Here is a 21,619-nt window from a genome sequence, read left to right as displayed (position 1 = left end):
TATTCATTTAGATGAATCATTTCAAGGAGGGGAAGAAGTGACTGTTTCAATTAATGAGGTATCAAAATATTTTTCGAAGCAAACTGGTACTGTTCAAGTATTAGAGAATATTAATTTTCAATTAGAAAAAGGGGATTTTGTTACAGTAATTGGTCCGAGTGGTTGTGGAAAAAGTACATTATTAAAAATTATTGCAGGTTTAGACAACGATTTTGAAGGTGAAATCATTATTGATGGGGAGCGTATAACAAAACCGAGTAAGAAGCAAGGATTTATATTTCAAGAGCATCGTCTGTTTCCGTGGTTAACAGTTGAAGAAAACATTGCAGCTGATTTGTCATTAAAAGATAAGTATGTGAAGGATAAGGTAAAGGAATGGGTTAAAATTGTTCGGTTAGACGGTTTTGAAAAATCATATCCGAAAGAAATATCAGGCGGGATGTCACAACGTGTTGCGATTGCAAGAGCGTTGCTAAGAGATCCTAATGTATTATTACTTGATGAACCATTTGGAGCATTGGATGCATTTACCCGAAGTCATTTGCAAGAAGTACTGCTCAACATTTGGGAACAAAAAAAGACGACAATGATATTCGTTACACATGATATAGACGAAGCAATATATCTTTCAAACAGAATTGTCATCATGAGTGCAAAGCCTGGAAAAATACATAAAGTAATTGAAAATAATTTACCTTATCCGCGTAGTAAAACTTCGGAGTCATTCCAAGAAATTCGAAAGAAAGTATTACAGCAGTTTGAGTATGGAGGATTGATTCAAACAAGTTTATAGGGAGAGGGTGAGTATTTATGTATAAAAAATTTAAAGTTCTTTCTTTTGCATTAGCTATTTCTTTATTTTTATTCGGATGTGAGAAAAGTACAGCAAGTAGTAAGAAGGAAGATGTAACAGTACAAATTGGTATTCAGCAAGGATTAAGTCCACTATTACTCGCGCAGAAAAAGGGATGGTTTGAAGAGGAGTTTAAAAAAGAAGGAGTTAAGGTGAAATGGACAGAGTTCCAAAGCGGACCTCCTTATTTTGAGGCAATCGCATCAAATCGATTAGACTTTGGTGAAGTTGGCAATTCTCCAGTTATTTCCGCGCAAGTAGCAGGTATTGAATTTACCGAAATTGCTAATACAAGTTATGCGAGAAAAGGAACAGGGATTCTTGTACAAAAAGATAGCAAGATTACGAGTGTAAAAGATTTAAAAGGTAAAAAAATCGCAGTAGCAAAAGGAAGTAGCGCATTTAATTTATTGTATCGAGCGCTTGATAAAGAAGGTATCAATGCGAAAGATGTAAATGTTATTCAACTGCAACCAGATGAAGCGCAGCCAGCATTTGAATCAGGATCAGTAGATGCATGGGCAATTTGGGATCCTTTCATATCGTTACATACGGTAAATAAAGGAGCGAAGGTGATTACAGATGGTGAACAATTAAATGTATCTTCTCCAGAGTTTTTAATTGCGAGAACAAAATTTGCGAAAGAGCATCCAGAATTAGTGGAGAAATTCCTTAAAGTATATGAAAAAGCACGTGTATGGCAAGATGAAAACTTGGATGAAGCAATAAAAATATACACTTCTGCAAAGAAAATAGATGCAGATATTGTAAAAGAAGTGTTTAATCACGACAAACCCATCTTAGTTCCGGTAACGAAAGAAATAGTTGCAGAACAGCAACAGACAGCAGATTTTCAATATAAGCTTGGTTCTATAAAGAAAGAAATTAAGACAGATAAAGTTGTAGATAATTCTTTCGTAGAAAAAGCGTTAAAGGCGAAGTGAAAAGAGGTTGTATAAATTGGAGAATACGAAAGCAGTTATTAAAAGGGCGAGTATAACGATTGAGAAAAACAATGTAAAGAAAGTACAGAAGACGAATATCAAATTTTTGATAAGGGCAATTACTATACCGATTATTATATTAATAATTTGGCAATTGGCCGGCGTATTCGGTCTAGTTTCTAAAACAGTTTTACCAACGCCGCTAGATATATTTTTAGCTTTTCAAGAACTTATAAAAACAGGAGAGTTATTCGGTCATGTAAGTATTAGTGTATTCAGGGCTGCGGCTGGTTTCTTTATTGGCGGGAGTTTAGGAATTATTTTAGGAACAATTGTTGGATTTTCAACGAGAAGTGAGCAATATTTAGATCCGTCAGTACAAATGTTAAGAACTGTGCCTCACTTAGCTGTTGCACCGCTTTTCGTATTATGGTTCGGTTTTGGGGAAACATCAAAAGTGTTATTAATTGCAGATGGTGCATTTTTTCCTTTATACGTAAACGCGTTTCTAGGAATACGAGGTGTAGATTCAAAGTTATTTGATGTTGCGAGAGTGTTAGAGTTTAGTAAAAGAAAATTAATTACAAAACTAATTTTACCGGCAGCATTGCCAAACCTATTACTTGGGGCAAGATTATCATTAGGAGTAGCATGGGTGAGTTTAGTAGTAGCAGAACTTATGGGATCTACAGAAGGTATTGGCTATATGATTATGGATGCAAGGCAATTTTCAAATACAGATATTGTATTTGTCGGTATTATTATTTTTGCATTTGTTGGGAAGTTTTCGGATTCACTCGTACGTTTACTAGAAGTGAAGTTTTTAAGATGGCGAGATAATTTTAAAGGCGAGATAGGAAATTAACATATAAATTATTAGGGGTAATTTATATAGAGTAGTTTAGTGTACGTTTCAAAATAAATAAGGGGTGTGTAAAGGTATGGAATTATTATGGTTTATTCCGGCGTATGGAGATGGACGATATTTAGGAACGACAAAACGAGGAAGAGCAGCTGAGTATGGTTATTATAAACAAGTTGCACAGGCAGCTGATTATTTAGGATATACAGGTGTGTTACTTCCAACTGGCCAAGGTTGTGAAGATCCATGGGTATTAGCATCGGCACTTGCAGCTGAGACAGAAAAGCTAAAATTTTTAGTAGCAGTTAGACCGGGACTAATGTCACCGACAGTTGCAGCAAGGATGGCATCTACATTTGATAGAATTTCAGACGGGAGGTTACTTATTAATGTAGTCGCTGGAGGAGATCCAGTTGAATTACAAGGAGATGGATTGTATCTTGAGCATGATGAAAGATATGAAGCAGCTGATGAGTTTTTAAAAGTTTGGAAATCGACATTGCAAGGTGAAACATTTTCTTTAGAAGGAAAACATATTAAAGTTACGGAAAGTAAAGTTGTGTTTCCGCCAGTGCAAACGCCATACCCTCCTATATATTTTGGAGGATCATCCGCTGCTGGAAAGGAAGTTGCAGCAGAACATAGTGATGTATATTTAACGTGGGGCGAGCCACCAGAGCAAGTGAAGGAGAAAATAGAGGAAGTAAGAAAACTGGCAGAAGAGAAGGGACGTTCAGTGCGATTTGGCATCAGGTTACACGTAATTGTAAGAGAAACAGAAGAAGAAGCGTGGGAAGAGGCAGAACGTTTAATTCAATATGTAGATAATGAGACAATTGAACTTGCTCAAAAGACATTTGCAAGATATGATTCAGTTGGTCAAAAGCGAATGACCCATTTAAATAAAGGTACACGGGAGTCGTTAGAGATAAGTCCTAATTTATGGGCTGGCATCGGGCTTGTAAGAGGTGGTGCAGGTACTGCGCTTGTTGGAGATCCGCATACAGTAGCAGATAGAATAAAAGAATATGAAGCGTTAGGAATTGATACGTTTGTATTATCGGGATATCCTCATTTAGAAGAGGCATATGAAGTGGCAGAACTGTTATTTCCTTTATTAAAAGAAGATAAGAAACAAGAAAATAAAATTGTTGGTGAAATGATAGCTGATGCATATGCATTAAAAAAATAGTGAGAAAAAACCCGCAAGTAAATCACTTGCGGGTTTTCATCGTAAACTATCAGAAAATATGGTAAAATTAAATAGTAACTTAAGGTACGGTTGGTTGTTCAATTATCACTTCTCCAAGTAGGAGGGGGGTGATAATAAGTGAGTGAAATAGCGTTGTTACTGCAAGGTGGACTGTTTCTCGTTGCACTGTTAACATTCGTCGTCGTTTTAATAGACAAGCTCAAAAAATAACAACCCACCTATGCCAATAGAATGTGGGTTGTTTTGTTTGTAAGAAACAAATAGGATAAATGAACAATCCAATCTGCTAAGTTACGTGGACTAGTGTGTAGCCGCACACTAGTCTTTTTTATTTATATACAATTTATAATTGGTTTATGTGATTGTATTGTTCTTTTCATACTTATTATAACACAGTGTCTTTTCATCAAGAAAGGAGACCGTATGTTCTGTTTCTAATTAAATAGAAGGTGATTTTTCTTTAAAGAGCCCGTCCATATACTGTTTTAAAGTTTGAACGTAAAATTTTTGCTTATTTACATCATTTACGCCGACAATTGGTGATGGAAGTTCATATCTCTTTTCTGATAAATGAACGACAACATCAAAAATATCAAATAGACGAATGAAACAGAACAGGCCATCTTTATCACTTAATAAAATAAAGTAATGGTTTTCACTATTTGTATTTAATGTATTCCATAAAGAACTTTTGCTTAAATCACGAACAATGCTCTTTTCTTTTAATTCCATGAAGTCGGCATTCGATAGGATGCTAGAAATATCAATCGCATCTGGATCTTCAAAATAGCCATCGACTGCTTGTACAGCGAAAGTATAAGCCATTTTTAATACACTCATTTTATACTTACGGTTATCTAAAAGTAATTCCCGTTGAATAGAGCTAGCTACTTTCGTTACACGTTCTTCTTTCCAGATTTCGTTATGTAGTGAAATATCGTGCTTTTTACATAGTTTCATAATTAATGCATTGGAATAAAGTATTTCGTCACTTACTTCAACAACATCTGTCTCAGCGGCCGCAAGTTCCTCACCATGCTCATTCGTATAGAGCGGGGAGTCAATCTGTTTTTTCATATGTTCAATCTTAAACTGACTTAATTTATGCCGAATTAAGGGGCGATCAATATTTGTTGTCATTTGTTCATAACAAGTATCACAAATTGAGTTTGTGAAATAATATCCACATAATATTTCTGGGATGACATATTGTTCACTAAGTTCTTTCGTATCTTTTCTGCAAATGATGCATTGTGTCATTTTTATCACCTTTACCTGCAAATTTGTATGTAATCTCATTGTAGTGTATTTATTGGTATTTTGGAATATTGTAAAGGAAAATATTATGTGAAATTGTTACTTATTTTGGTACAATGAAGAGAAGTGCTAGTTTAAAGGAGGACGTTTTTTTGAAATCGAAAGTGCACTTTTGGACATTAGAAGTGCTAATGGTTGTAGCGATCATATTTATTTGCACAAAAATATCGTTTCTATTTCAACCGATTGGTATCTTCATATCAACGCTGTTTTTCCCAATCTTAATCGCGTTATTTTTATACTTCATATTTAATCCGGTGTTAGTCTTTTTAGAGGAGAAAAAAGTACCTAGAAATTTAGCGATTTTACTGTTATATCTTTTTATCATAACATTAACTGCGGTTGGCGTTGGGGTAGTTGTTCCAACGATCTCACAACAGCTAATGGATTTAGTGAAAAATATGCCAGGCTATATAAAAGAGGGAAAACTATACATACAAGATTTATCCCATCATAGATTGTTTGAATGGTTATCTACACAAAATTATGTTTCCATTGAAACAATTGAAAAAAATGCAATTGAATACTTAAAGGATATACCAAACACAATTACGTCGAGTGCAACGGCTTTATTTGGTATCATAACGAACGTCGCATTAGTTATTTTTACAGTACCGTTCATTTTATTTTATATGTTTAAAGATGGACATGCGTTTCCAGGAAAAGCAGTAAGCTTATTACCAGAGTCATACCGTGAAGAAGGGCTTCGTATCATTAAGGAAACGAACGAAACATTATCTGCATATATTCAAGGGCAAGCGCTCGTTTGTATATTTGTAGGTGCTTTTACTTTTATCGGTTATTTAATTATCGATTTACCGTACGCTTTTGTTTTAGGAATTATAGCTGCATTTACAAATATAATTCCTAACTTAGGCCCATTTATCGGTGCAGCACCAGCTGTTATTGTAGGTTTGTTCGTATCTCCGATGCAAGCGTTGTACGTAATTATTATCGTAACAATTGTACAACAATTTGAAAGTAACATCATTTCACCGCGTATTATGAGTTCAAAATTAAATATCCATCCGTTAACAATTATTATTTTAATTTTAGGGGTAGGTAACTTTGCGGGAATTATTGGAATGATCTTGGCGGTGCCAGTGTACGCAGTAACGAAAACAGTTGTATCGAACTTAGTGAGACTGTTTAAGACGAAACGAAGTAATCGAAAATAGTATATGTTGAGAAAGATACACCACTTTTTAAGTGGTGTATCTTTTGTTTATTAATCAATGTTAAAAAGTGTACGAATGCAATTTTATTATATATTTATTACATATCAAATAAAACGGTAAAGTTGTATGATATAGCCCCCAATAAACTATGTGGAATCCCTCTGAACTATCCAAATCATTTCCTTACAACGTGCTATCAACATCATAATCGACTCCTTTCAAGTTTTATATTTTTAAAGGATTATAGGTGAGTGTAGTATTTGCTTCTACGATCTCGAATTTCGTCCATAATCTTTTTGTATTGTTGCTCTTGTTTTAATTCATCTTCAGAAAAGATTTCTTTCTGGATTGTAATTGTTAAGAAGAAAAGATGAAACGTCATGATACATTCCTCCTTTCGAAAGGAATTATAGATGGCTACAGTAGTGACTTTGACGTTCTTTTACATCTTCCATAGCTTTATTAATTTGATGGTCATGCAATACCTCACTGTCCGAGAACTTAGTTTTTTGAATGGTAATCGTTAAAAAGAATACTTTAAATTTCATTAGATAAAACCCCTTTATAATTGATTTAGAAAAGACGGCTGTAATAAGAAGCTTGACGCTCTTTTACTTCGTCCATAATGGTTTGAATGTGTTGCTCACGTAAAATCTCTTTCTGTGAAAGTTTACGTTTTTGAATAGTGATAGTTAAAAAGAATGCTTTAAATTTCATTAGATAAAACCCCTTTATAAGTTTATTAGAAAAGACGGCTGTAATAAGAAGCTTGACGCTCTTTTACTTCGTCCATAATAGTTTGAATGTGTTGCTCACGTAAAATCTCACTTTGAGAAAGCTTACGTTTTTGAATGGTGATAGTTAAAAAGAATGCTTTAAATTTCATGAAGGTATTGCTCCTTTAAAATATATTTTTAATACATATGCGTATAATATGAACTTTTAATGTCAGTCATTTTATCAGTCAGTTGTTTTATTTGTTGTTTACGAATGATTTCACCTTCAGATAAAGTATTTTTCTGAAGTACAGTCGTAAAAAAGAAAATATGAAAAGTCATAAATGAATTCCTCCTTTCGAAAAGGAATTACATGTGATCACAATAAAGTGCTTGGCGCTCCTTAACATCATTCATAGCTTTTTCAATTTGCTCATTATGAAAAATTTCATGTTTGGAAATTGTATTTCTTTGAATCGTAATACTTAAAAACAATACGCTAATAGTCATCGAATGTTGCTCCTTTCTTTAAAAAATAATGTAAGAGACTAAAAAATCGCACAAAAAAGCCACAGGAAGATATAGTTCTCCTATGGCAGGGCGTGAAAAAGCCACAGGAAAGCATACGACCTCCTGTGGCGAATTTATGAATTAATCGAAATAATGTACGATTTTCAATTCTCCATTAGGGTGGTCGAATTCATATTTAATTGTCCAGAAAACACAGGTGCAGTTAACGCTAAAGTTAAAGCATGTAATTGTAATTTCATCATTTCCTTCGACCTCCTTTTAGAATATTTTTCTTACGTTAGTAAGTATATACAATTAATGGATAATTGTAAACATAAAAAATGAAAATTTTTAATTTTGATTAAAATGCGTATATTTTAAAGGGTTTTGAGAAGGTGTATTGTAATTAACGAAATATCGATAAAAATGGGGGATGCTAAATGAAATATATGCATCGTAATGTAGTTGTTATGCTAACAATTTTTTTATGTATTACTGCTTGTTCTAGCGGAGAAAGAATAAAAGAAATATCTGATGTTGAACCTGGTGACTTTAAGCAATATGCTGGGACATATGTTGGGAATAACTCAGATGTGGTTGCAATTGTTAATCGTTTACCCGGTGGTGAAACATTTCAAAGTGTAAGTTTAGAGAATGAAAGTATAAAGGTGAACTATGGTACAAAAGGAAATGGAACTTTGACAGAAGACATGGTTGAGACGTATTGGTTTGATGGTAAGGATACGATGGAGAAGAATTTTCTCTTTAACGTTATTTATTTAGCGATTTTAGTACCAAATGCAAAAGGTTACGAGTTGCAAGTAGAAAATAAAAATTTCACGATAAAAAGAGAAGAAATACTATCAATCCTGTATGAAAAGTTTGATAATTCCCCAAAAGAAAATGATATATGGGATAAAAAGAAAGTAGTAAAGTTTCTTAACGAAAATAACGAAGAAATTACAATGCTTATGAATGATAAAGAGTTTAGGAATGCTTTATTTGTAAAGTATCCAGTACAGCAGTTGAAATGATGGGAGGAAAATAGGTGGAGTTAGTATATAAAATTACTTATCATCGAATGCAAGATCATTATTTACCTAAGTTAATACAGGCAATTAGCTTCGTTAGTGAAGAAGATTTATGGAAACAAGGGGATTCTGTGAATTCAATTGGTGGAATCGTACTACATATTTGTGAACATATACAGAGAAATACTAGTCGTTATAAAAATCCAAATATAGTCTTTGAAAAGGGAATTGAGGAGTATTTTCCAGTAAAGCGACAACGTACTGAACTTTTGCTACAGTACGTTGAAGACGTATTTGATGAATGGGGAACAGAATATATACAAGCATGTGGAGAAAAAAGACATATTGACCTTCATAGTTTATTACATTTAGTGGAGCACACAAGTTATCATTTAGGGCAAGTTGTAGATCGTACAAAGTCTATAAAGGGACAACAATTTAATTTTTGTCAAAATGGTATAAATGAAAAGAATTTAAAAATTAGAGTTGAAACTTCAAAATTTTAGAAAGAGAGTCATTCTTAAACGAATGACTCTCTTTTTTTATAAAAGAAATTTATGGAAATATACATTTTTATGTGATATGGTTAATTACATAAGTAATGAACCTATGAACCTAAGGTGGTGAAATTATGAAACCTACTCTGGAGCAAAATAAATTAATATACTTGCAAATTGCAGAAACGATTGAATCTGATATTTTAAAAGACATATTACTTGAAGAAGAACAAGTTCCATCAACAAATCAATTTGCGAAGATGTTACAAATAAATCCAGCTACTGCAGCTAAAGGGGTAAACGTATTAGTGGATGAAGGGATTTTATATAAAAAGAGAGGGATCGGGATGTTTGTTGCAAAGGGAGCGAAAGAAGTTGTACTTAAAAAAAGACAAAATACTTTTATGACCGAATATTTACCTAAAGTGTGGGAAGAAGCGAAAGTATTAGAAATATCCAAAGATGAATTGATAGATATGATTCAAAAAATTACGAAGGGGGGGAACGAGGGATGATTGCACTTGAAACGAAAGATATAACGAAAAAATACAAAAAGAAAGTAGCAGTAAATGAAGTAACGATTTCATTGGAAGAGCATAAAATATATGGTTTGCTCGGTAGAAACGGAGCAGGAAAAACGACACTATTAAATTTACTTGCAGGTCAAATTACTTCAAGTAGTGGAAGCGTATCAATATTTGGCGAACATGTTTTTGAGAATAGTAAAGCGATGCAAAATATTTGTTTTGTTAGAGTAAAAGAAGAAGCTCAGTTAAGTTTTAAAGTAAAAGAAATTTTTAAGATGTGCAGCATGTTTTATAAAAACTGGGATGGAAAGTATGCTGAAGAACTCGCTAATAAATTTCAGCTTAATATGACAGTGAAATATCATAAATTATCACACGGCATGCAAACAGTCGTCGGCATTATTCAAGGGTTAGCAAGTAGAGCACCAATTACTATTTTTGATGAACCAACTACAGGTTTAGACGCAGCACACCGTGAATTATTTTATAGTCTACTACTAGAAGATTACGGTGAGTATCCACGAACAATTATATTATCAACACATTTAGTAGAAGAAGTAACCCATGTGATTGAAGATGTGATAATCATAAAAGAAGGAAGATTAGTTGTTCAATCATTGGTGGAAGATTTATTACAACAAGTTCAGATTATTTCAGGGCAAAAGGATAAAGTGGACGAGTTCTTGATCAATAAAAAAGTATTAAATCGAGAAGTTTATGGAAATAAGGGTATTGCTGTTATATGGGAAGAACTTTCTAATGAAGATTATTACTCTCTTGAAAAAGAAGGTTTAGCAATTGATAGAATTACATTGCAAAAATTATTTATTCATATAACTGGTGGTGAAGTGAAATGACGATGTTAATGAAGCAGTTAAAGTTACATATTAATTTTCATTATAAAGCAATTTTAATATTTTGGATTGTAGCCTTATTAATAAAAGGAGCTTTAAATGCTGCGCATTTAAATGGAGTGAACATTGGTTATTTACCCGAAATTATAAATAACCCGTCAATAGCAATTATGTTGTTTATAGTAGGGAGTGTTTTCATCATTCAAGATGAGCTATTTCGTTTAGCTGTTTCATTTGGTGTAACGAGAATTCAATATTTCATCGGAGCAATTTGTTATATCATCTTGCAATCCGCAATGTTTTCGTTTCTTCAAATAATGCTTTTACAAGATATAAAATATAATTTAGTAAATGTTAGTTTTGGGGAGCAATCGGTGCAACAATTTATTTTGCAATTTTTATTTTATGTTACAACAGCATGTTTCTTTCAAGTGGTAGTAGTTTTTAAACAACGATTTCAGTGGATCGGTCTTATGATTGGTGGGACCCTTTTCTTATCAACAAATAGTGTACTTTATGGAGAAGCAGGGGTAACCAATTTATTATTTACGAGTGATGGATCTTTAGTAAATATACCGTATTTTACTGTTATTTCAATTGGATTAACTGTCCTTTATATCATAACTAGTAGTATATTTATTCGTAAAGTATCATTCGAAAAAACGATTTGAAATATTATTAGATTACTATAGAGAGAAGGATAGCAAATGGGAGACACATCTTCACTCATTACAGTCTTTTTAGGCATTGCACTATTAATATTCTGGCGTCGTTATCGCTCCATGCATAAGCCAATAAAGGGATCAGGAAAACGTATTTTATGGCCGTTATTATTTTTAACACCAGGTGTTGTATGGTTTTTTGGTCCAGTACATCCAGCTATATTACAAGTAGTTATAGCGGTATTCATTGGGGTACTTTTCTCTGTGCCGCTTATAGTATTAACAAATTATGAACGAAGAGATGATGGGAATATTTATACGAAAAAAAGTGCTGTCTTTTTAATTACTTTTATTGCACTTGTCGTTTTAAGATATGGTTCAAGACAATTTATTGTAGATTTAGATCAACAAACGGTTGGTTTATTATTTTACGTAGTTGCAGTATCGTATATCATTCCGTGGAGAATTGCTTGTTATATAAAGTTTAGGAAAGTTTGGCGGGAAAATAGTAATCATACTATATGAAAACTTCTCATTTGAGAAGTTTTTTATTTTTATAGGTAAGTAAAATAATTTGTTGAAGTGCAAGATTGTTATAGAATATGATACATATTAAAATAAGGAAAAGTAGAGGGGATAAAAATGCGTACAATTTTAGTTTTTCTCAATAATATGTCCATCGATAAAATAGAGAACATTAGACAAAAACATGATCCTTTATTTGAATTAATTCCACCGCATATAACAATTGTATTTCCATTTAAGAGTGATATTTCAAATGATGAATTAAAATCTCATATTTTGAATTTATCAAGAGGGGTAGGCAAAATTGAAATTGAATTTGCAAATTGTATCACTCATGTAAGAAACTATTTGTTTTTAGAAGTGGAGCGGGGGAAAGAACAAATAACTAAACTACATGATATCCTGTATACAGGACCTTTATTACAATTTTTGAAAGAAGATATTCCGTACATACCGCATGTAACAGTCGGGAGAAAAGAAAGTGCGGAGTTAGCTGCTGAAGTAGCCAAGGATATTCATAGTTTCCCTGAAAAGTTACAATGTGTAATTGATAGAATTAGTGTAGAGCGAATTGGAGAAAAGGGGGAATCAATTATTGAATTTGAAGTACCGTTGCAAAAAAGCTGACAAAAGTCAGCTTTTTTTATTCGTAGCATAAAGTAAAGCACCAATCGCACCGCTATTACCACCATCTCGTAAAAAGATGGGTGTTTTATTTTGGTATTTTGTGTAGCTACTAATAATATTTTGAAGATGTATGTTATTACATAGAGTCGAACCAATATAAATAATATGGTCAATGTTTTTTGTTTCGGCGAATTGAAGGCTTAATGCAGTAACGACTTCACCGACAAGTCCTTGTACAGTAGCAAGTATATCTGAGCTATTATAATTTGATTCTGTCATAGCGGCTTTACCAAAATTGCTTGCAGTTAAACTATTATCAATAGGGGAGAGAATACCACCATAAATATCTCCAACCGTAATATCTAGTTTTTTTCTAGTTCCTACTTTTGTTAAAGGGATCACATCTTCAAAATGATCTAGATTTGTTAATAATTTTGAAAGTCCCATGATAGTACCACCGCCAACACCAGTTCCGCCAGCTCGAATATATTGGTCATTATAAACGTAATGAATAGAAGTACCTGTACCGATATTTGTTAAAATAAAGTTGTTTATATCATACTTCTCTTCTTTTAAAATGTATCGGACGCCTATAAGAGTAGCTTCAAATTCATTTAGTTCTACTATTTTATATGAGTTTGAAAGTAGTTGCTGTAATTCTTTCGCTTTACCACCTGTAATACATATTTGCTTTTTACCAGTGTTTTTCTTAAGCCAATCTATTATTTTATCTTGTTCATTTGAATAAAATTTTTCAAAAGCTAATTGTCTTTGTTCATCCAAATAAGCAATTTTCGTTAATGTGCCTCCAGCATCGATACCAATAGTACTTTCCATTTGTCTGCTCCTAACCAAGTGATTTATTTACTCTGTTCATGTTGATGAAACGAATTTTTAGGAGATAGACACCCCCGTTGAATTACATGATTTTTATTCTGCTTGATATATTAATAGCTTTTCTATCGTTACAATCGGTTGATTATTAACGGTTGCGGTACCTTTACCGAGAACAAAACCTCGGCGATTGCGAGTTAACTCATAATGCAAATTAAGTTTATCACCGGGATATGCTTTTTCATGGAACGTAACCCCATCTAACGAGGAAAGGAAGCCTAGTCCGTTAGAATCACTTGTATGTACAAATGCACTAAGCTGAGCAAGTGCTTCTACAATTAACATATGAGGCATATGTTTTTGACTATCATTTATAAACCATTCGTTATTTGTAATGAGTTTATATCCTGTAACGGATTCACCTTGTTTTACATTTGTTACTTTATCAATCATTAAAAATGGATAACGATGAGGAAGAGTGTCTTTAATATGCATTTAAGTACCTCCAATGAATAATACCCCTGCTTATAGTTAAGCAGGGGAGTTATCATTAATTTTTAACTAATTCTTCTGCTTTTTCAAGAGAAAAAATGCCACTATTTCTAATGTTTTCAACAACTTGTTGTAACACTGCTTTATCTTGAACGAGTGCAATGCGTACAAAGCCTTCTCCGTGAGGTCCAAATGCATGACCTGGCGTAACAACGACATTCGCACGATCCATTAATGCATAAGCGAAGTCTATAGAAGTCCAGCCTTTTGGAATTTCGGCCCAGACGAACATACTGCCAGCTGGTTTATCAACATTCCAGCCAAATGTTCGGAATCCATCAACTAAAGTATCTCTACGTTCTTGATAAATACCGCGGTTTTTCTCACAAAAAGCAGCGCCATTTCTTAGTGCAACACATGCCGCTTTTTGGATTGGTAAAAACACTCCGTAATCTGTATTAGATTTAAATTGTGTAAGTGCCCCGACAATTTCTTCATTTCCAATCATATATCCAATACGACTACCTGCTAAACTATAACTTTTTGACAAAGAGTTGATTTCTACGCCAACTTCTTTAGCGCCAGGTACAGAGAGGAAGCTAATTGGTTTATTACCATCAAAATAAAATTCAGCATAAGCAAAATCATGGACAACAATAATGTTATGCTTTTTCGCAAATGCGATTACTTCTTTAAAGAAATCTTCATGAGCCATTGCTGGAACCGGATTCCCTGGGAAGTTTAAAATCATCATCTTCGCTTTATCTGCAATTTCTTCAGGAATTAGCTCTAAGTTAGGTAAGAAATCATTTTCTTTTTTTAAAGGCATGTAGTAAGATGTTGCTCCAGCCATTTGAATTCCTGTTTCATAAGCTGTATATCCTGGATCAGGAACTAATATAATATCTCCCGGATTCGCATAAACCATAGGTAAATGAACGAGTCCGTCCTGTGACCCCATTAATAATAAAACTTCTTTATCGGCATTTAATATAACATTATGAGTGTTGTTGTAATATTCAGTTACAGCTTCGTGAAATTCTTGAATACCACTTAATGTGTATCCATAGCTTTCTTTTTGATTTGCTGTATGTACCATTTCTTCTCTTACGAAATCAGCAGGTGGCATATCAGGATTCCCGATACTTAAATCGATCATTTTGTGACCTGCTGCAATTTTTTCTTTTTTATAGGCCCCTAATTCACTAAATATAGAAGATTGGAATGCTTTCATTCTAGTTGCTAACGTGTAAGTCATCAAAACCCCTCCTAAAAAACAGTGTTTTCTTTCTGCATTTTTAATTATTCTGAAAACACATGGTTACATTTTATCACTTTTTTGTGAAAATTAAAATGATTGACAAATTTAGAGGGAGGATAAAGAGATGGAATACAAAATAACGCAGAAAACATTTTCTGCGTTTGATATGAAGTGTAATTATTTCTTTTTATATGTACATAATTTTTCCACTGCATAAAAGTATACGTTTAATTTGCCATCGACAACTTTTAAAGTTTGATCTGATGTAAATGAGTTACCATAATCAATGTGATATACATTAGAATCCTTAACAAATGAGCCTTTGTATAAATCTTCTTTTTTCTTCGTTGTTTGCATCTTTACTAAATATTGAATGATTTTTTCTTTCTTTTCTTCTTTTACAACTGTTTCAAATTTATACGATATAGGACAAAGACCGTTTTTGTTGTCAACGACTTCCCAAGTGCCGTATATGTCATTATTGCTACATCCACTGAGTAGTATAATGAATAATGGAATAAGTAATAGAATCTTTTTCATTTTGTACTCCTTTCTTTGCATTTTCAATAAACGTGCGAATACGATACGAACATTGTAATAAATAAAGTTTAAATTTTTATAAAGAATTATTTAATTTCATATAAAAATTTAGGGGGGATTGAAAAAGCATGAATCTAGTGTAAAGTCAGATTCATGCCGAGTACAATAGTTTATGTGATGTTTCTTTTGAGGAAGAATAAAGAGGAAAGTAGGATCACAATTCCATTTAAAATATATACAATTGCAACAATAAAGGCTAATGTACCTGCGACAAATCCAGCTTTATCAAATATAGAAGCGAATGCTGTGGTAGTCAAAAAGACAAGGGGAGTCAGTAGTGAAAATATAAAACCTGCGACAATTCTTCTTTTAAAGTTATGCTGAGAAAGGAAAATGGCTAAAAAGTTTAGGATGCTAAACATAACTATTACAAAAATAAAGATAATAAATAATTGCATACCATCAGACATTCCTACACCGCCTTGTTGTAGATAATAGTTTATATAATGTATTCGAAGGTAAGAGTGTTTACTCCTTTTAATAATTTCAATAAACGTAATAAATAAGATTATATAAAACAAAGAAGCATGGATTAGTTTAATACTACTAAATCCATGCTTCTTTAATTATGTTATAAATTCGCAGATTGCGAAGGTTGTTTTTCATACTGTTTCTGTTTAGATAGCGATATGAAGATAATGAATAATGAAATAACACCGAAAATAAGAACCATATATTGCAATCCAATCGTATCTAAGAAGAAGCCTGTGCCAAGTAAGACAATTTGGAACATCACTCTCTCAAACATATTACGGAATGAGAAGAGTCGGCCGTGATAGTTCTTTTCCACTTTCGTTTGGAAAATTGTTGACATAATAGGGAAGAAACAACCAACACTAAAACCAAACAACCCAAATGATGTAAGAGACATCCATTTTATATCGCTAAAGAACAATGATAGATGTGCAAAAGCGGTACAAACAGCGAAGAAATATAGTAACTTTTCAGGTTTGAAATGATCAGATAAACGTTTAATAACGAAGGCACCTAACATAAATGCGATACCTTCAATCGTATATATAAAGCCTTTAATCGTTGGATCATGTTGCATTTCGCTAATATTAATTACCATTAAATTAAATCCAGCTATAAATAATAGAGGGATAATACTTAATATAAGTGCTGTGAAAGCAATCGGAATTCCTCTTAAAATACGAAATACTTCCATAAAGCTATTATCTTTTGCCGCTTGCTTACTAGGTGTTGTTGATTTCTTATCTTCGAATTGTAGGAAGAAAGTTGAGAGGAATAATAAAGCATATGCTGCCATTGAGAAGGCGTACATATATTGTAAACTCATCACAACTAAAAGAATTCCACCTAGTGAAGTACCTGCAATACGAGCGATTGTACCTACATTCATATGTACACCGTTCATTTGTAATAACTCATGCTCACGTACGATGAGTGGAATTACAGATTGTAATGCAGGGAAATAAAATGCTGCTGAAATTTGAAGCGCAACCATAAATGCAATCATAAAGGCGATACTTTCAAATTGGATAGCGAAAAACATAAAAATAACACTAATAACACGACCAAAACCAGCATAAAGAAGGACTTTTTTCTTTTCATATTGATCGATGATACGACCAGCCATAGGTCCCACTAGAACACCTGCTAATAGCCCGATAAACAATATAACTGATTTCATGAAATCAGAAGGGACATATTTTTGCATAAATTCCAGGTTGCCAAGAATTCCAAGCCATAACCCTAAACCAGCAATAAACTCCCCAATTAAAACAATCCAAACATTTTTATTACGCCACATAATATAAAACCTCTCCGTCTTTTAAAATGAAAAACTCGTATATAAAACCTCCTTATTTTATGTATTATTTTTAACGAACTTTTTTAGAGTCAGAGTCTATATTACGTGTTTCATGAGTGGATTTCAATTTTTTTGATTTGTCAAAAAATCGATTCGTTAATTGATAAAATAAGCAAATCAAAATGTAAATACTAAATGATTAAAACATAATGAATAGTAGGGATAAATATTAAAAAAATAAAAAAGCAAGAACATATAACTATGTCTCGCTTTTCTCAATTGCAAAATTAAACATTAGATTCACTTAGCAGGATTTACGCTCTTGTCCAATAGCTAAAGCGCTAAAAGATAGAGGACCAACAACTTCTGCGCTTGCACCACTAGTAAGGTTTTCTACAGTTAATGAATATTGGTGTGTTCCACTGCTAACATTTTGATCTATAGCTTGAAATGTTTGAGTGTAGAATTGCTCAGAATCTGTAGATTCAATACCTGCTTGTGCATTGAAAATTTCAAAGTTATCACGGAAAATTCGGAATAAAACTTGTGAAGTCCCAGATATACCTTCTATACCAATTGTAGCGATTAACTCTACACGATTATTACGTGAATTTCTACTTGAAATTCTTACTTTCAAATTTGCTAGAATTGCTTTATTTGGAGAAGCTGGAATTGCAAAAGTGGTTTCACCCGTTTTACTTATAGGTTGAGTAGCTTGGTAATCAATGATATGAGTCATATTTGTCACCTCCTCTTATACTAAAATATGAAAATAGCAATGAAATAGCTTGGACAAATAATAGAGTCGACATTAATTGTTGAAAAGGAGTAATTCACAAAAAAGCATCAAGAAAATATCACAATACAGTGATGGTTTTCTTGGTGCTTTTGTACTTAGGCCGAATATTCTTCTTTGCGTACTTCGAAAAATTCATTACGACGTAAGTAATTATAAACTTTCTCGGAAACCTCTTCTTCTTCAGACATTAAGAAACGATGATTAAAAGCATAGAAGGATTGACCTTTAATTAATTTTACGTAGTAAATTTTACACGCCTCCTCTAGCAAAATTAGTATTCACTTAATATTATGATGACCTATATGCTTGTGAATCATACTTGAAGTTTCAAAGTATAGAAGCGAAACAAATTAAAAAGCTTACAAAACTGTAATGTTGTTGTCACGTTTTCCGATAGTTAAAAATAACCAATCTCTTCTATACTACAAATAAGTTACATAAAATAAGGGGGTAAAAATGATGGATGAAGTGATTGGAGAAGTTGTAGCAGGAATTTGTGAATTTGTGGTGGAAGTAACAGCAGATGCTATTGGGAATTTAGTTTCTGGAAAGGATGAGGAAAAAGAAACATTATAATAGTTTGTAAAAGTATACAGATGATTAAACTATAAAGGCTGATTTCTAAAGGGAAGTCAGCTTTTTTATTTTTTACATTATATTAATATTATTTGAATATTCATTTGTTATTATGTTTATGAAACTCATAAAGGAGGTGAATAAATAAAGATGTCGAATTTAGAGGCTAATTTATCTGATTTTCGTTTAATTGTGGCGAATGTGGAGGAAAAGGAATATCACTTTATTGTTCGTGAACACCCGATTGTAGGAAAAATTATATCGCTATTGGAAAATGGAAAAGAATATGGTTTAATAGATAAACAAATTGCTAATAAAGATAAATTTATTAAATCGGAGCTTACTAAATTAGAGTATTTTAACATAGATGTTCTCTATCATACACCTGGATGGATATGGATTGGTATGGATCAATTTGGTTTACATGCTCGTGAGGCTACTTATAACGAAGTAGACGTTATTATGAACTTGAAAGAGGATTTATATTATATAGATGTATATGAAAAAGTAAAAATGTAATTGATATTTGGTCAGGTTAGGGGACAAGTTCCCGTAGCCTTTTTTGTTTTATATGTAAACGGAAAATCGATTTTATGTTGATGATAGGACAGCATGATAAGAAGTGAGCTGAAAAGAGGATTTGAAAATACATAAAGAGAACTTTAATTATTATATGAATTCTATATGTAAATAACAATAGAAAGAAGATGATAAAATGAGTAAAGAAGAGCTTGTGAAACAACAGTTTGGTAATAATGCGGAGAAGTATGTAAAAAGTAAAATTCATGCTAAAGGACCGGATTTACAATATGTAGTTCAACAAGTTGAGTCTCGTCATAATAATCGTCTTCTTGATATTGCTACTGGCGGAGGACATGTTGCAAATGTATTAGCGCCATTGTTTAACGAAGTAGTTGCTTTAGACTTAACAGAAAAAATGTTAGAGAATGCAAAAAAATTTATTATAAGTAACAGCCATGAAAATGTGTCTTTTGTTGCTGGAAACGCTGAGAGTTTACCGTTTTCTGATAGTTCTTTTGATACAATTACGTGCCGAATTGCAGCACATCACTTTACGAATCCAGCTCAGTTTATTTATGAAGTAAATCGTACGTTAGAAGATAATGGATTGTTTATTTTAATAGATAATGTTTCACCGGAAAATAATGAATACGATACATTTTATAATTTTATAGAAAAAAAGCGGGATCCGAGTCATGAACGGGCTTTGAAAAAAACAGAATGGATTACCTTATTAGAGAAAAATGGTTTGCAAATGCAGTCATGTCTTACTTTTGACAAGAAATTTGATTTTGACTGGTGGTGCGATATGATGAATGTACCTTTGCAGAAGCGGGTGAAGTTAACAGAATGTATGATGAAAACATCAGTTGAAATGCAAGAATTCTTTAACATTCAATATGAAAATAATAAAATTATATCGTTTTATACTGAAATGGCATTGTTTGTATGTAGAAAAAGTTTAACATTAAAAAGATAAATTTCTTGCAGTCTTTCCAAAGTACGTTATACTTAGTAACAGAGAAAATGAGAATTGAGGAAATGTAATAATGATTCGCGTACGTATTGAAGGAACTGAAGAAGAAATGCTTGAATTTATGGAGAAAATGCCGGATATTCCTGGATTTGAAAAAACACATACGAGAGAACCAAGAAAAGGGAATAATCCAAAGTATGATTCAAGTAAAAATGTGCTAGCATATTTATCTTATAAAAAGATTGAAGTCGCCAATAAATAGGCGGCTTTTTTAGTTTGCACCGTTTCACAGCCTTGTCTTTTTTACATACTAATAATAGTAGATAATGCTGAAGAGGGGTGAGTATAGTTAATAAGAAAATCATCTTTTTTGGAGACTTTGGTATTGATGATGCTGTGGCGTTAATTTATGCAAATAAAACATGTAAATTAGATATTTTAGGTATTGTTGCTGAATATGGGAATGTATCGCGAGAAATCGTAACAGAAAATGTGTATTTTTTAGAAAGATACTATGCTACAGAAGTAAAAATCATTGAGGGTGCAGCAAGACCGATGACAGCTGAAGAACCTTTGTTTTTTCCTGAAATTCATGGAGAGCACGGCCTAGGTCCCATTATTCCACCTGAAATGAGGATTTGTAAACGAGAAAATTTTTGTGAATTAATTAAATTAATTGAGCCTTGTCCAGAAGATATTATTATCGTAGCGACAGGACGATTAACAACGTTGGCAACATTATTTTTATTATATCCAAATGTAATGGATAAAATATGTTCGTATTATATTATGGGCGGTGCGTTTTTATTTCCTGGTAACGTTACTCCTGTATCGGAGGCAAATTTTTATGGAGATCCAATTGCTGCAAATATTGTAATGAAGTACGCAAAGAATGCGACTATTTATCCATTAAATGTAACGCAACAGGCCCTAATTACGCCTGAAATGGTGGATATTATTAATAAAGAAGGAACAGGGCAGGCAAAGCTTATTAAACCAATGATTGATTTTTATTATGAGAACTTTTATAAAAAAGAATACCCGGGTATTGCTGGAAGTCCGATTCACGATTTGCTTCCGTTCATTTCATTTATAAATGATGATATTTTTGAATATAAAAAATCTGCAGTTTGGATTAGTACGACAAATGACGTAACAAGAGGACAAAGTGTGGCTGACTTTAGAAAAATAGCTGAGCCGACGAGGTTTGATGATCGGCCGATACAAAGAATTGCGGTTGGTTTTAATTATCCTGCATTTAAAGAAGAGTTTATGCGGACAATATTGAAGCCCGATTGTCCATAATAAGTGTAATATCTCAAGCTGCATAAATCGTTAGTCTAAAAAGTTAATTAACATGTATTATTTTTACAAAAAAATACAGTTATGCTCCATGAATAACTTATGAAAAATGTAACATAACTAATGGTAAGCAATTGTTTCTAATTATATTTTGATTGGTGAAATAT

The 21,619-nt window shown here is 32.7% G+C and carries 32 protein-coding genes; 17 read left to right on the top strand and 15 right to left on the bottom strand.

Annotation, left to right across the window (positions count from 1 at the left end; translation table 11 throughout):
* Window positions 1-37: 37 nt before the first annotated feature.
* The 5 genes from PQF83_RS08600 (at window position 38) to PQF83_RS08580 (ending at window position 4,082) form a co-directional block, all read left to right on the top strand.
* Window positions 38-793 (top strand): ABC transporter ATP-binding protein, encoded by a 756-nt coding sequence (locus tag PQF83_RS08600; RefSeq protein ID WP_000218625.1) that lies wholly within the window; start codon window positions 38-40, stop codon window positions 791-793.
* Between the two features lie 17 nt (window positions 794-810).
* The gene (locus PQF83_RS08595; protein WP_000276924.1) at window positions 811-1,797 is read left to right on the top strand and encodes an aliphatic sulfonate ABC transporter substrate-binding protein; all 987 of its coding nucleotides are present in this window, start codon (window positions 811-813) and stop codon (window positions 1,795-1,797) included.
* A gap of 16 nt (window positions 1,798-1,813) precedes the next feature.
* On the top strand, window positions 1,814-2,662 hold the full coding sequence (locus tag PQF83_RS08590) for an ABC transporter permease (RefSeq protein ID WP_000432113.1): 849 nt from the start codon (window positions 1,814-1,816) through the stop codon (window positions 2,660-2,662).
* 76 nt (window positions 2,663-2,738) lie between these two features.
* On the top strand, window positions 2,739-3,851 hold the full coding sequence (ssuD, locus tag PQF83_RS08585; protein ID WP_000422271.1) for an FMNH2-dependent alkanesulfonate monooxygenase: 1,113 nt from the start codon (window positions 2,739-2,741) through the stop codon (window positions 3,849-3,851).
* Window positions 3,852-3,989: 138 nt separating this feature from the next.
* Window positions 3,990-4,082 carry a putative holin-like toxin gene (locus tag PQF83_RS08580; protein ID WP_001289320.1) on the top strand — a complete coding sequence of 31 codons (93 nt, stop codon included), beginning with the start codon at window positions 3,990-3,992 and terminating at the stop codon, window positions 4,080-4,082.
* A 228-nt stretch (window positions 4,083-4,310) separates the two neighbouring features.
* On the opposite strand, the gene PQF83_RS08575 is transcribed toward PQF83_RS08580, so the two are convergent.
* Window positions 4,311-5,132, bottom strand: a complete 822-nt coding sequence (locus PQF83_RS08575; protein WP_000189721.1) for an HNH endonuclease — start codon at window positions 5,130-5,132, stop codon at window positions 4,311-4,313.
* A gap of 149 nt (window positions 5,133-5,281) precedes the next feature.
* Here PQF83_RS08575 and PQF83_RS08570 point away from each other — a divergent pair, with 149 nt between their 5' ends.
* Window positions 5,282-6,367, top strand: coding sequence for an AI-2E family transporter (locus tag PQF83_RS08570; protein WP_000837888.1), 1,086 nt, complete (start codon window positions 5,282-5,284; stop codon window positions 6,365-6,367).
* A 241-nt stretch (window positions 6,368-6,608) separates the two neighbouring features.
* On the opposite strand, the gene PQF83_RS08565 is transcribed toward PQF83_RS08570, so the two are convergent.
* Genes PQF83_RS08565 through PQF83_RS08540 form a run of 6 tightly spaced genes read right to left on the bottom strand, consistent with a single transcriptional unit; the run spans window position 6,609 to window position 7,593 of the window.
* Entirely contained in the window at window positions 6,609-6,749 is a 141-nt protein-coding gene (locus PQF83_RS08565) for a YrzI family small protein (RefSeq protein WP_000142740.1), read from the bottom strand.
* A 25-nt stretch (window positions 6,750-6,774) separates the two neighbouring features.
* Entirely contained in the window at window positions 6,775-6,915 is a 141-nt protein-coding gene (locus PQF83_RS08560; protein WP_000669815.1) for a YrzI family small protein, read from the bottom strand.
* Window positions 6,916-6,940: 25 nt separating this feature from the next.
* Entirely contained in the window at window positions 6,941-7,084 is a 144-nt protein-coding gene (locus tag PQF83_RS08555) for a YrzI family small protein (RefSeq protein ID WP_000668966.1), read from the bottom strand.
* Window positions 7,085-7,109: 25 nt separating this feature from the next.
* Window positions 7,110-7,253, bottom strand: coding sequence for a YrzI family small protein (locus tag PQF83_RS08550; protein ID WP_000668983.1), 144 nt, complete (start codon window positions 7,251-7,253; stop codon window positions 7,110-7,112).
* Window positions 7,254-7,281: 28 nt separating this feature from the next.
* Complete coding sequence (locus tag PQF83_RS08545) at window positions 7,282-7,425, bottom strand: YrzI family small protein (RefSeq protein WP_000142725.1); 144 nt, start codon at window positions 7,423-7,425, stop codon at window positions 7,282-7,284.
* Window positions 7,426-7,452: 27 nt separating this feature from the next.
* Window positions 7,453-7,593 (bottom strand): YrzI family small protein, encoded by a 141-nt coding sequence (locus tag PQF83_RS08540; protein ID WP_000156198.1) that lies wholly within the window; start codon window positions 7,591-7,593, stop codon window positions 7,453-7,455.
* Window positions 7,594-8,033: 440 nt separating this feature from the next.
* Here PQF83_RS08540 and PQF83_RS08535 point away from each other — a divergent pair, with 440 nt between their 5' ends.
* The 7 genes from PQF83_RS08535 to PQF83_RS08505 all read left to right on the top strand — a co-directional run bounded on the left by PQF83_RS08535 (window position 8,034) and on the right by PQF83_RS08505 (window position 12,316).
* On the top strand, window positions 8,034-8,627 hold the full coding sequence (locus PQF83_RS08535; RefSeq protein WP_000876557.1) for a DUF4825 domain-containing protein: 594 nt from the start codon (window positions 8,034-8,036) through the stop codon (window positions 8,625-8,627).
* A gap of 14 nt (window positions 8,628-8,641) precedes the next feature.
* The gene (locus PQF83_RS08530; RefSeq protein ID WP_000424651.1) at window positions 8,642-9,130 is read left to right on the top strand and encodes a DinB family protein; all 489 of its coding nucleotides are present in this window, start codon (window positions 8,642-8,644) and stop codon (window positions 9,128-9,130) included.
* A gap of 125 nt (window positions 9,131-9,255) precedes the next feature.
* Window positions 9,256-9,636 carry a GntR family transcriptional regulator gene (locus PQF83_RS08525; protein ID WP_000805191.1) on the top strand — a complete coding sequence of 127 codons (381 nt, stop codon included), beginning with the start codon at window positions 9,256-9,258 and terminating at the stop codon, window positions 9,634-9,636.
* A complete protein-coding gene (locus PQF83_RS08520) occupies window positions 9,633-10,505 on the top strand; it encodes an ABC transporter ATP-binding protein (protein ID WP_000560908.1) in 873 nt (290 codons plus the stop codon). Before PQF83_RS08525 ends, PQF83_RS08520 begins: the two co-directional genes overlap by 4 nt.
* A complete protein-coding gene (locus PQF83_RS08515) occupies window positions 10,502-11,173 on the top strand; it encodes a DUF4052 family protein (protein ID WP_000178193.1) in 672 nt (223 codons plus the stop codon). Before PQF83_RS08520 ends, PQF83_RS08515 begins: the two co-directional genes overlap by 4 nt.
* Before the next feature lie 36 nt (window positions 11,174-11,209).
* A complete protein-coding gene (locus PQF83_RS08510; RefSeq protein WP_000502987.1) occupies window positions 11,210-11,689 on the top strand; it encodes a CcdC family protein in 480 nt (159 codons plus the stop codon).
* A gap of 117 nt (window positions 11,690-11,806) precedes the next feature.
* On the top strand, window positions 11,807-12,316 hold the full coding sequence (locus PQF83_RS08505) for a 2'-5' RNA ligase family protein (RefSeq protein ID WP_001259226.1): 510 nt from the start codon (window positions 11,807-11,809) through the stop codon (window positions 12,314-12,316).
* A gap of 6 nt (window positions 12,317-12,322) precedes the next feature.
* Here PQF83_RS08505 and coaW read toward each other — a convergent pair whose 3' ends face one another.
* From coaW to PQF83_RS08465, 8 genes are all read right to left on the bottom strand, one after another.
* The gene (gene coaW, locus PQF83_RS08500; RefSeq protein ID WP_000446244.1) at window positions 12,323-13,153 is read right to left on the bottom strand and encodes a type II pantothenate kinase; all 831 of its coding nucleotides are present in this window, start codon (window positions 13,151-13,153) and stop codon (window positions 12,323-12,325) included.
* A gap of 93 nt (window positions 13,154-13,246) precedes the next feature.
* Window positions 13,247-13,645 (bottom strand): 3-hydroxyacyl-ACP dehydratase FabZ family protein, encoded by a 399-nt coding sequence (locus PQF83_RS08495; protein WP_000547657.1) that lies wholly within the window; start codon window positions 13,643-13,645, stop codon window positions 13,247-13,249.
* 55 nt (window positions 13,646-13,700) lie between these two features.
* A complete protein-coding gene (locus PQF83_RS08490) occupies window positions 13,701-14,900 on the bottom strand; it encodes an LL-diaminopimelate aminotransferase (RefSeq protein ID WP_000222673.1) in 1,200 nt (399 codons plus the stop codon).
* 180 nt (window positions 14,901-15,080) lie between these two features.
* Window positions 15,081-15,443 (bottom strand): hypothetical protein, encoded by a 363-nt coding sequence (locus PQF83_RS08485; protein ID WP_000722317.1) that lies wholly within the window; start codon window positions 15,441-15,443, stop codon window positions 15,081-15,083.
* Between the two features lie 170 nt (window positions 15,444-15,613).
* Window positions 15,614-15,913, bottom strand: coding sequence for a hypothetical protein (locus tag PQF83_RS08480; protein WP_001279503.1), 300 nt, complete (start codon window positions 15,911-15,913; stop codon window positions 15,614-15,616).
* Between the two features lie 161 nt (window positions 15,914-16,074).
* Complete coding sequence (locus PQF83_RS08475) at window positions 16,075-17,277, bottom strand: MFS transporter (RefSeq protein WP_000269249.1); 1,203 nt, start codon at window positions 17,275-17,277, stop codon at window positions 16,075-16,077.
* A 304-nt stretch (window positions 17,278-17,581) separates the two neighbouring features.
* On the bottom strand, window positions 17,582-18,016 hold the full coding sequence (exsC, locus tag PQF83_RS08470) for an exosporium protein ExsC (protein WP_000148804.1): 435 nt from the start codon (window positions 18,014-18,016) through the stop codon (window positions 17,582-17,584).
* A gap of 155 nt (window positions 18,017-18,171) precedes the next feature.
* Window positions 18,172-18,324, bottom strand: a complete 153-nt coding sequence (locus tag PQF83_RS08465) for a YqbF domain-containing protein (protein ID WP_073541767.1) — start codon at window positions 18,322-18,324, stop codon at window positions 18,172-18,174.
* Between the two features lie 478 nt (window positions 18,325-18,802).
* Between PQF83_RS08465 and PQF83_RS08460 the strand changes: the two genes are divergently transcribed.
* The 4 genes from PQF83_RS08460 to PQF83_RS08445 all read left to right on the top strand — a co-directional run bounded on the left by PQF83_RS08460 (window position 18,803) and on the right by PQF83_RS08445 (window position 21,455).
* Complete coding sequence (locus PQF83_RS08460) at window positions 18,803-19,171, top strand: hypothetical protein (RefSeq protein WP_000067104.1); 369 nt, start codon at window positions 18,803-18,805, stop codon at window positions 19,169-19,171.
* 196 nt (window positions 19,172-19,367) lie between these two features.
* The gene (locus tag PQF83_RS08455; RefSeq protein ID WP_000031335.1) at window positions 19,368-20,153 is read left to right on the top strand and encodes a class I SAM-dependent methyltransferase; all 786 of its coding nucleotides are present in this window, start codon (window positions 19,368-19,370) and stop codon (window positions 20,151-20,153) included.
* A gap of 70 nt (window positions 20,154-20,223) precedes the next feature.
* Complete coding sequence (locus PQF83_RS08450; RefSeq protein WP_000621882.1) at window positions 20,224-20,412, top strand: YvzF family protein; 189 nt, start codon at window positions 20,224-20,226, stop codon at window positions 20,410-20,412.
* 77 nt (window positions 20,413-20,489) lie between these two features.
* Window positions 20,490-21,455 (top strand): nucleoside hydrolase, encoded by a 966-nt coding sequence (locus PQF83_RS08445; RefSeq protein ID WP_000029504.1) that lies wholly within the window; start codon window positions 20,490-20,492, stop codon window positions 21,453-21,455.
* The last annotated feature ends 164 nt before the right edge of the window (window positions 21,456-21,619 follow it).

The sequence above is a fragment of the Bacillus sp. FF-1 genome (assembly GCF_028548245.1).
GTDB classification, from domain to species: domain Bacteria; phylum Bacillota; class Bacilli; order Bacillales; family Bacillaceae_G; genus Bacillus_A; species Bacillus_A paranthracis.
This window is presented reverse-complemented; position numbering and strand designations above follow the sequence as displayed.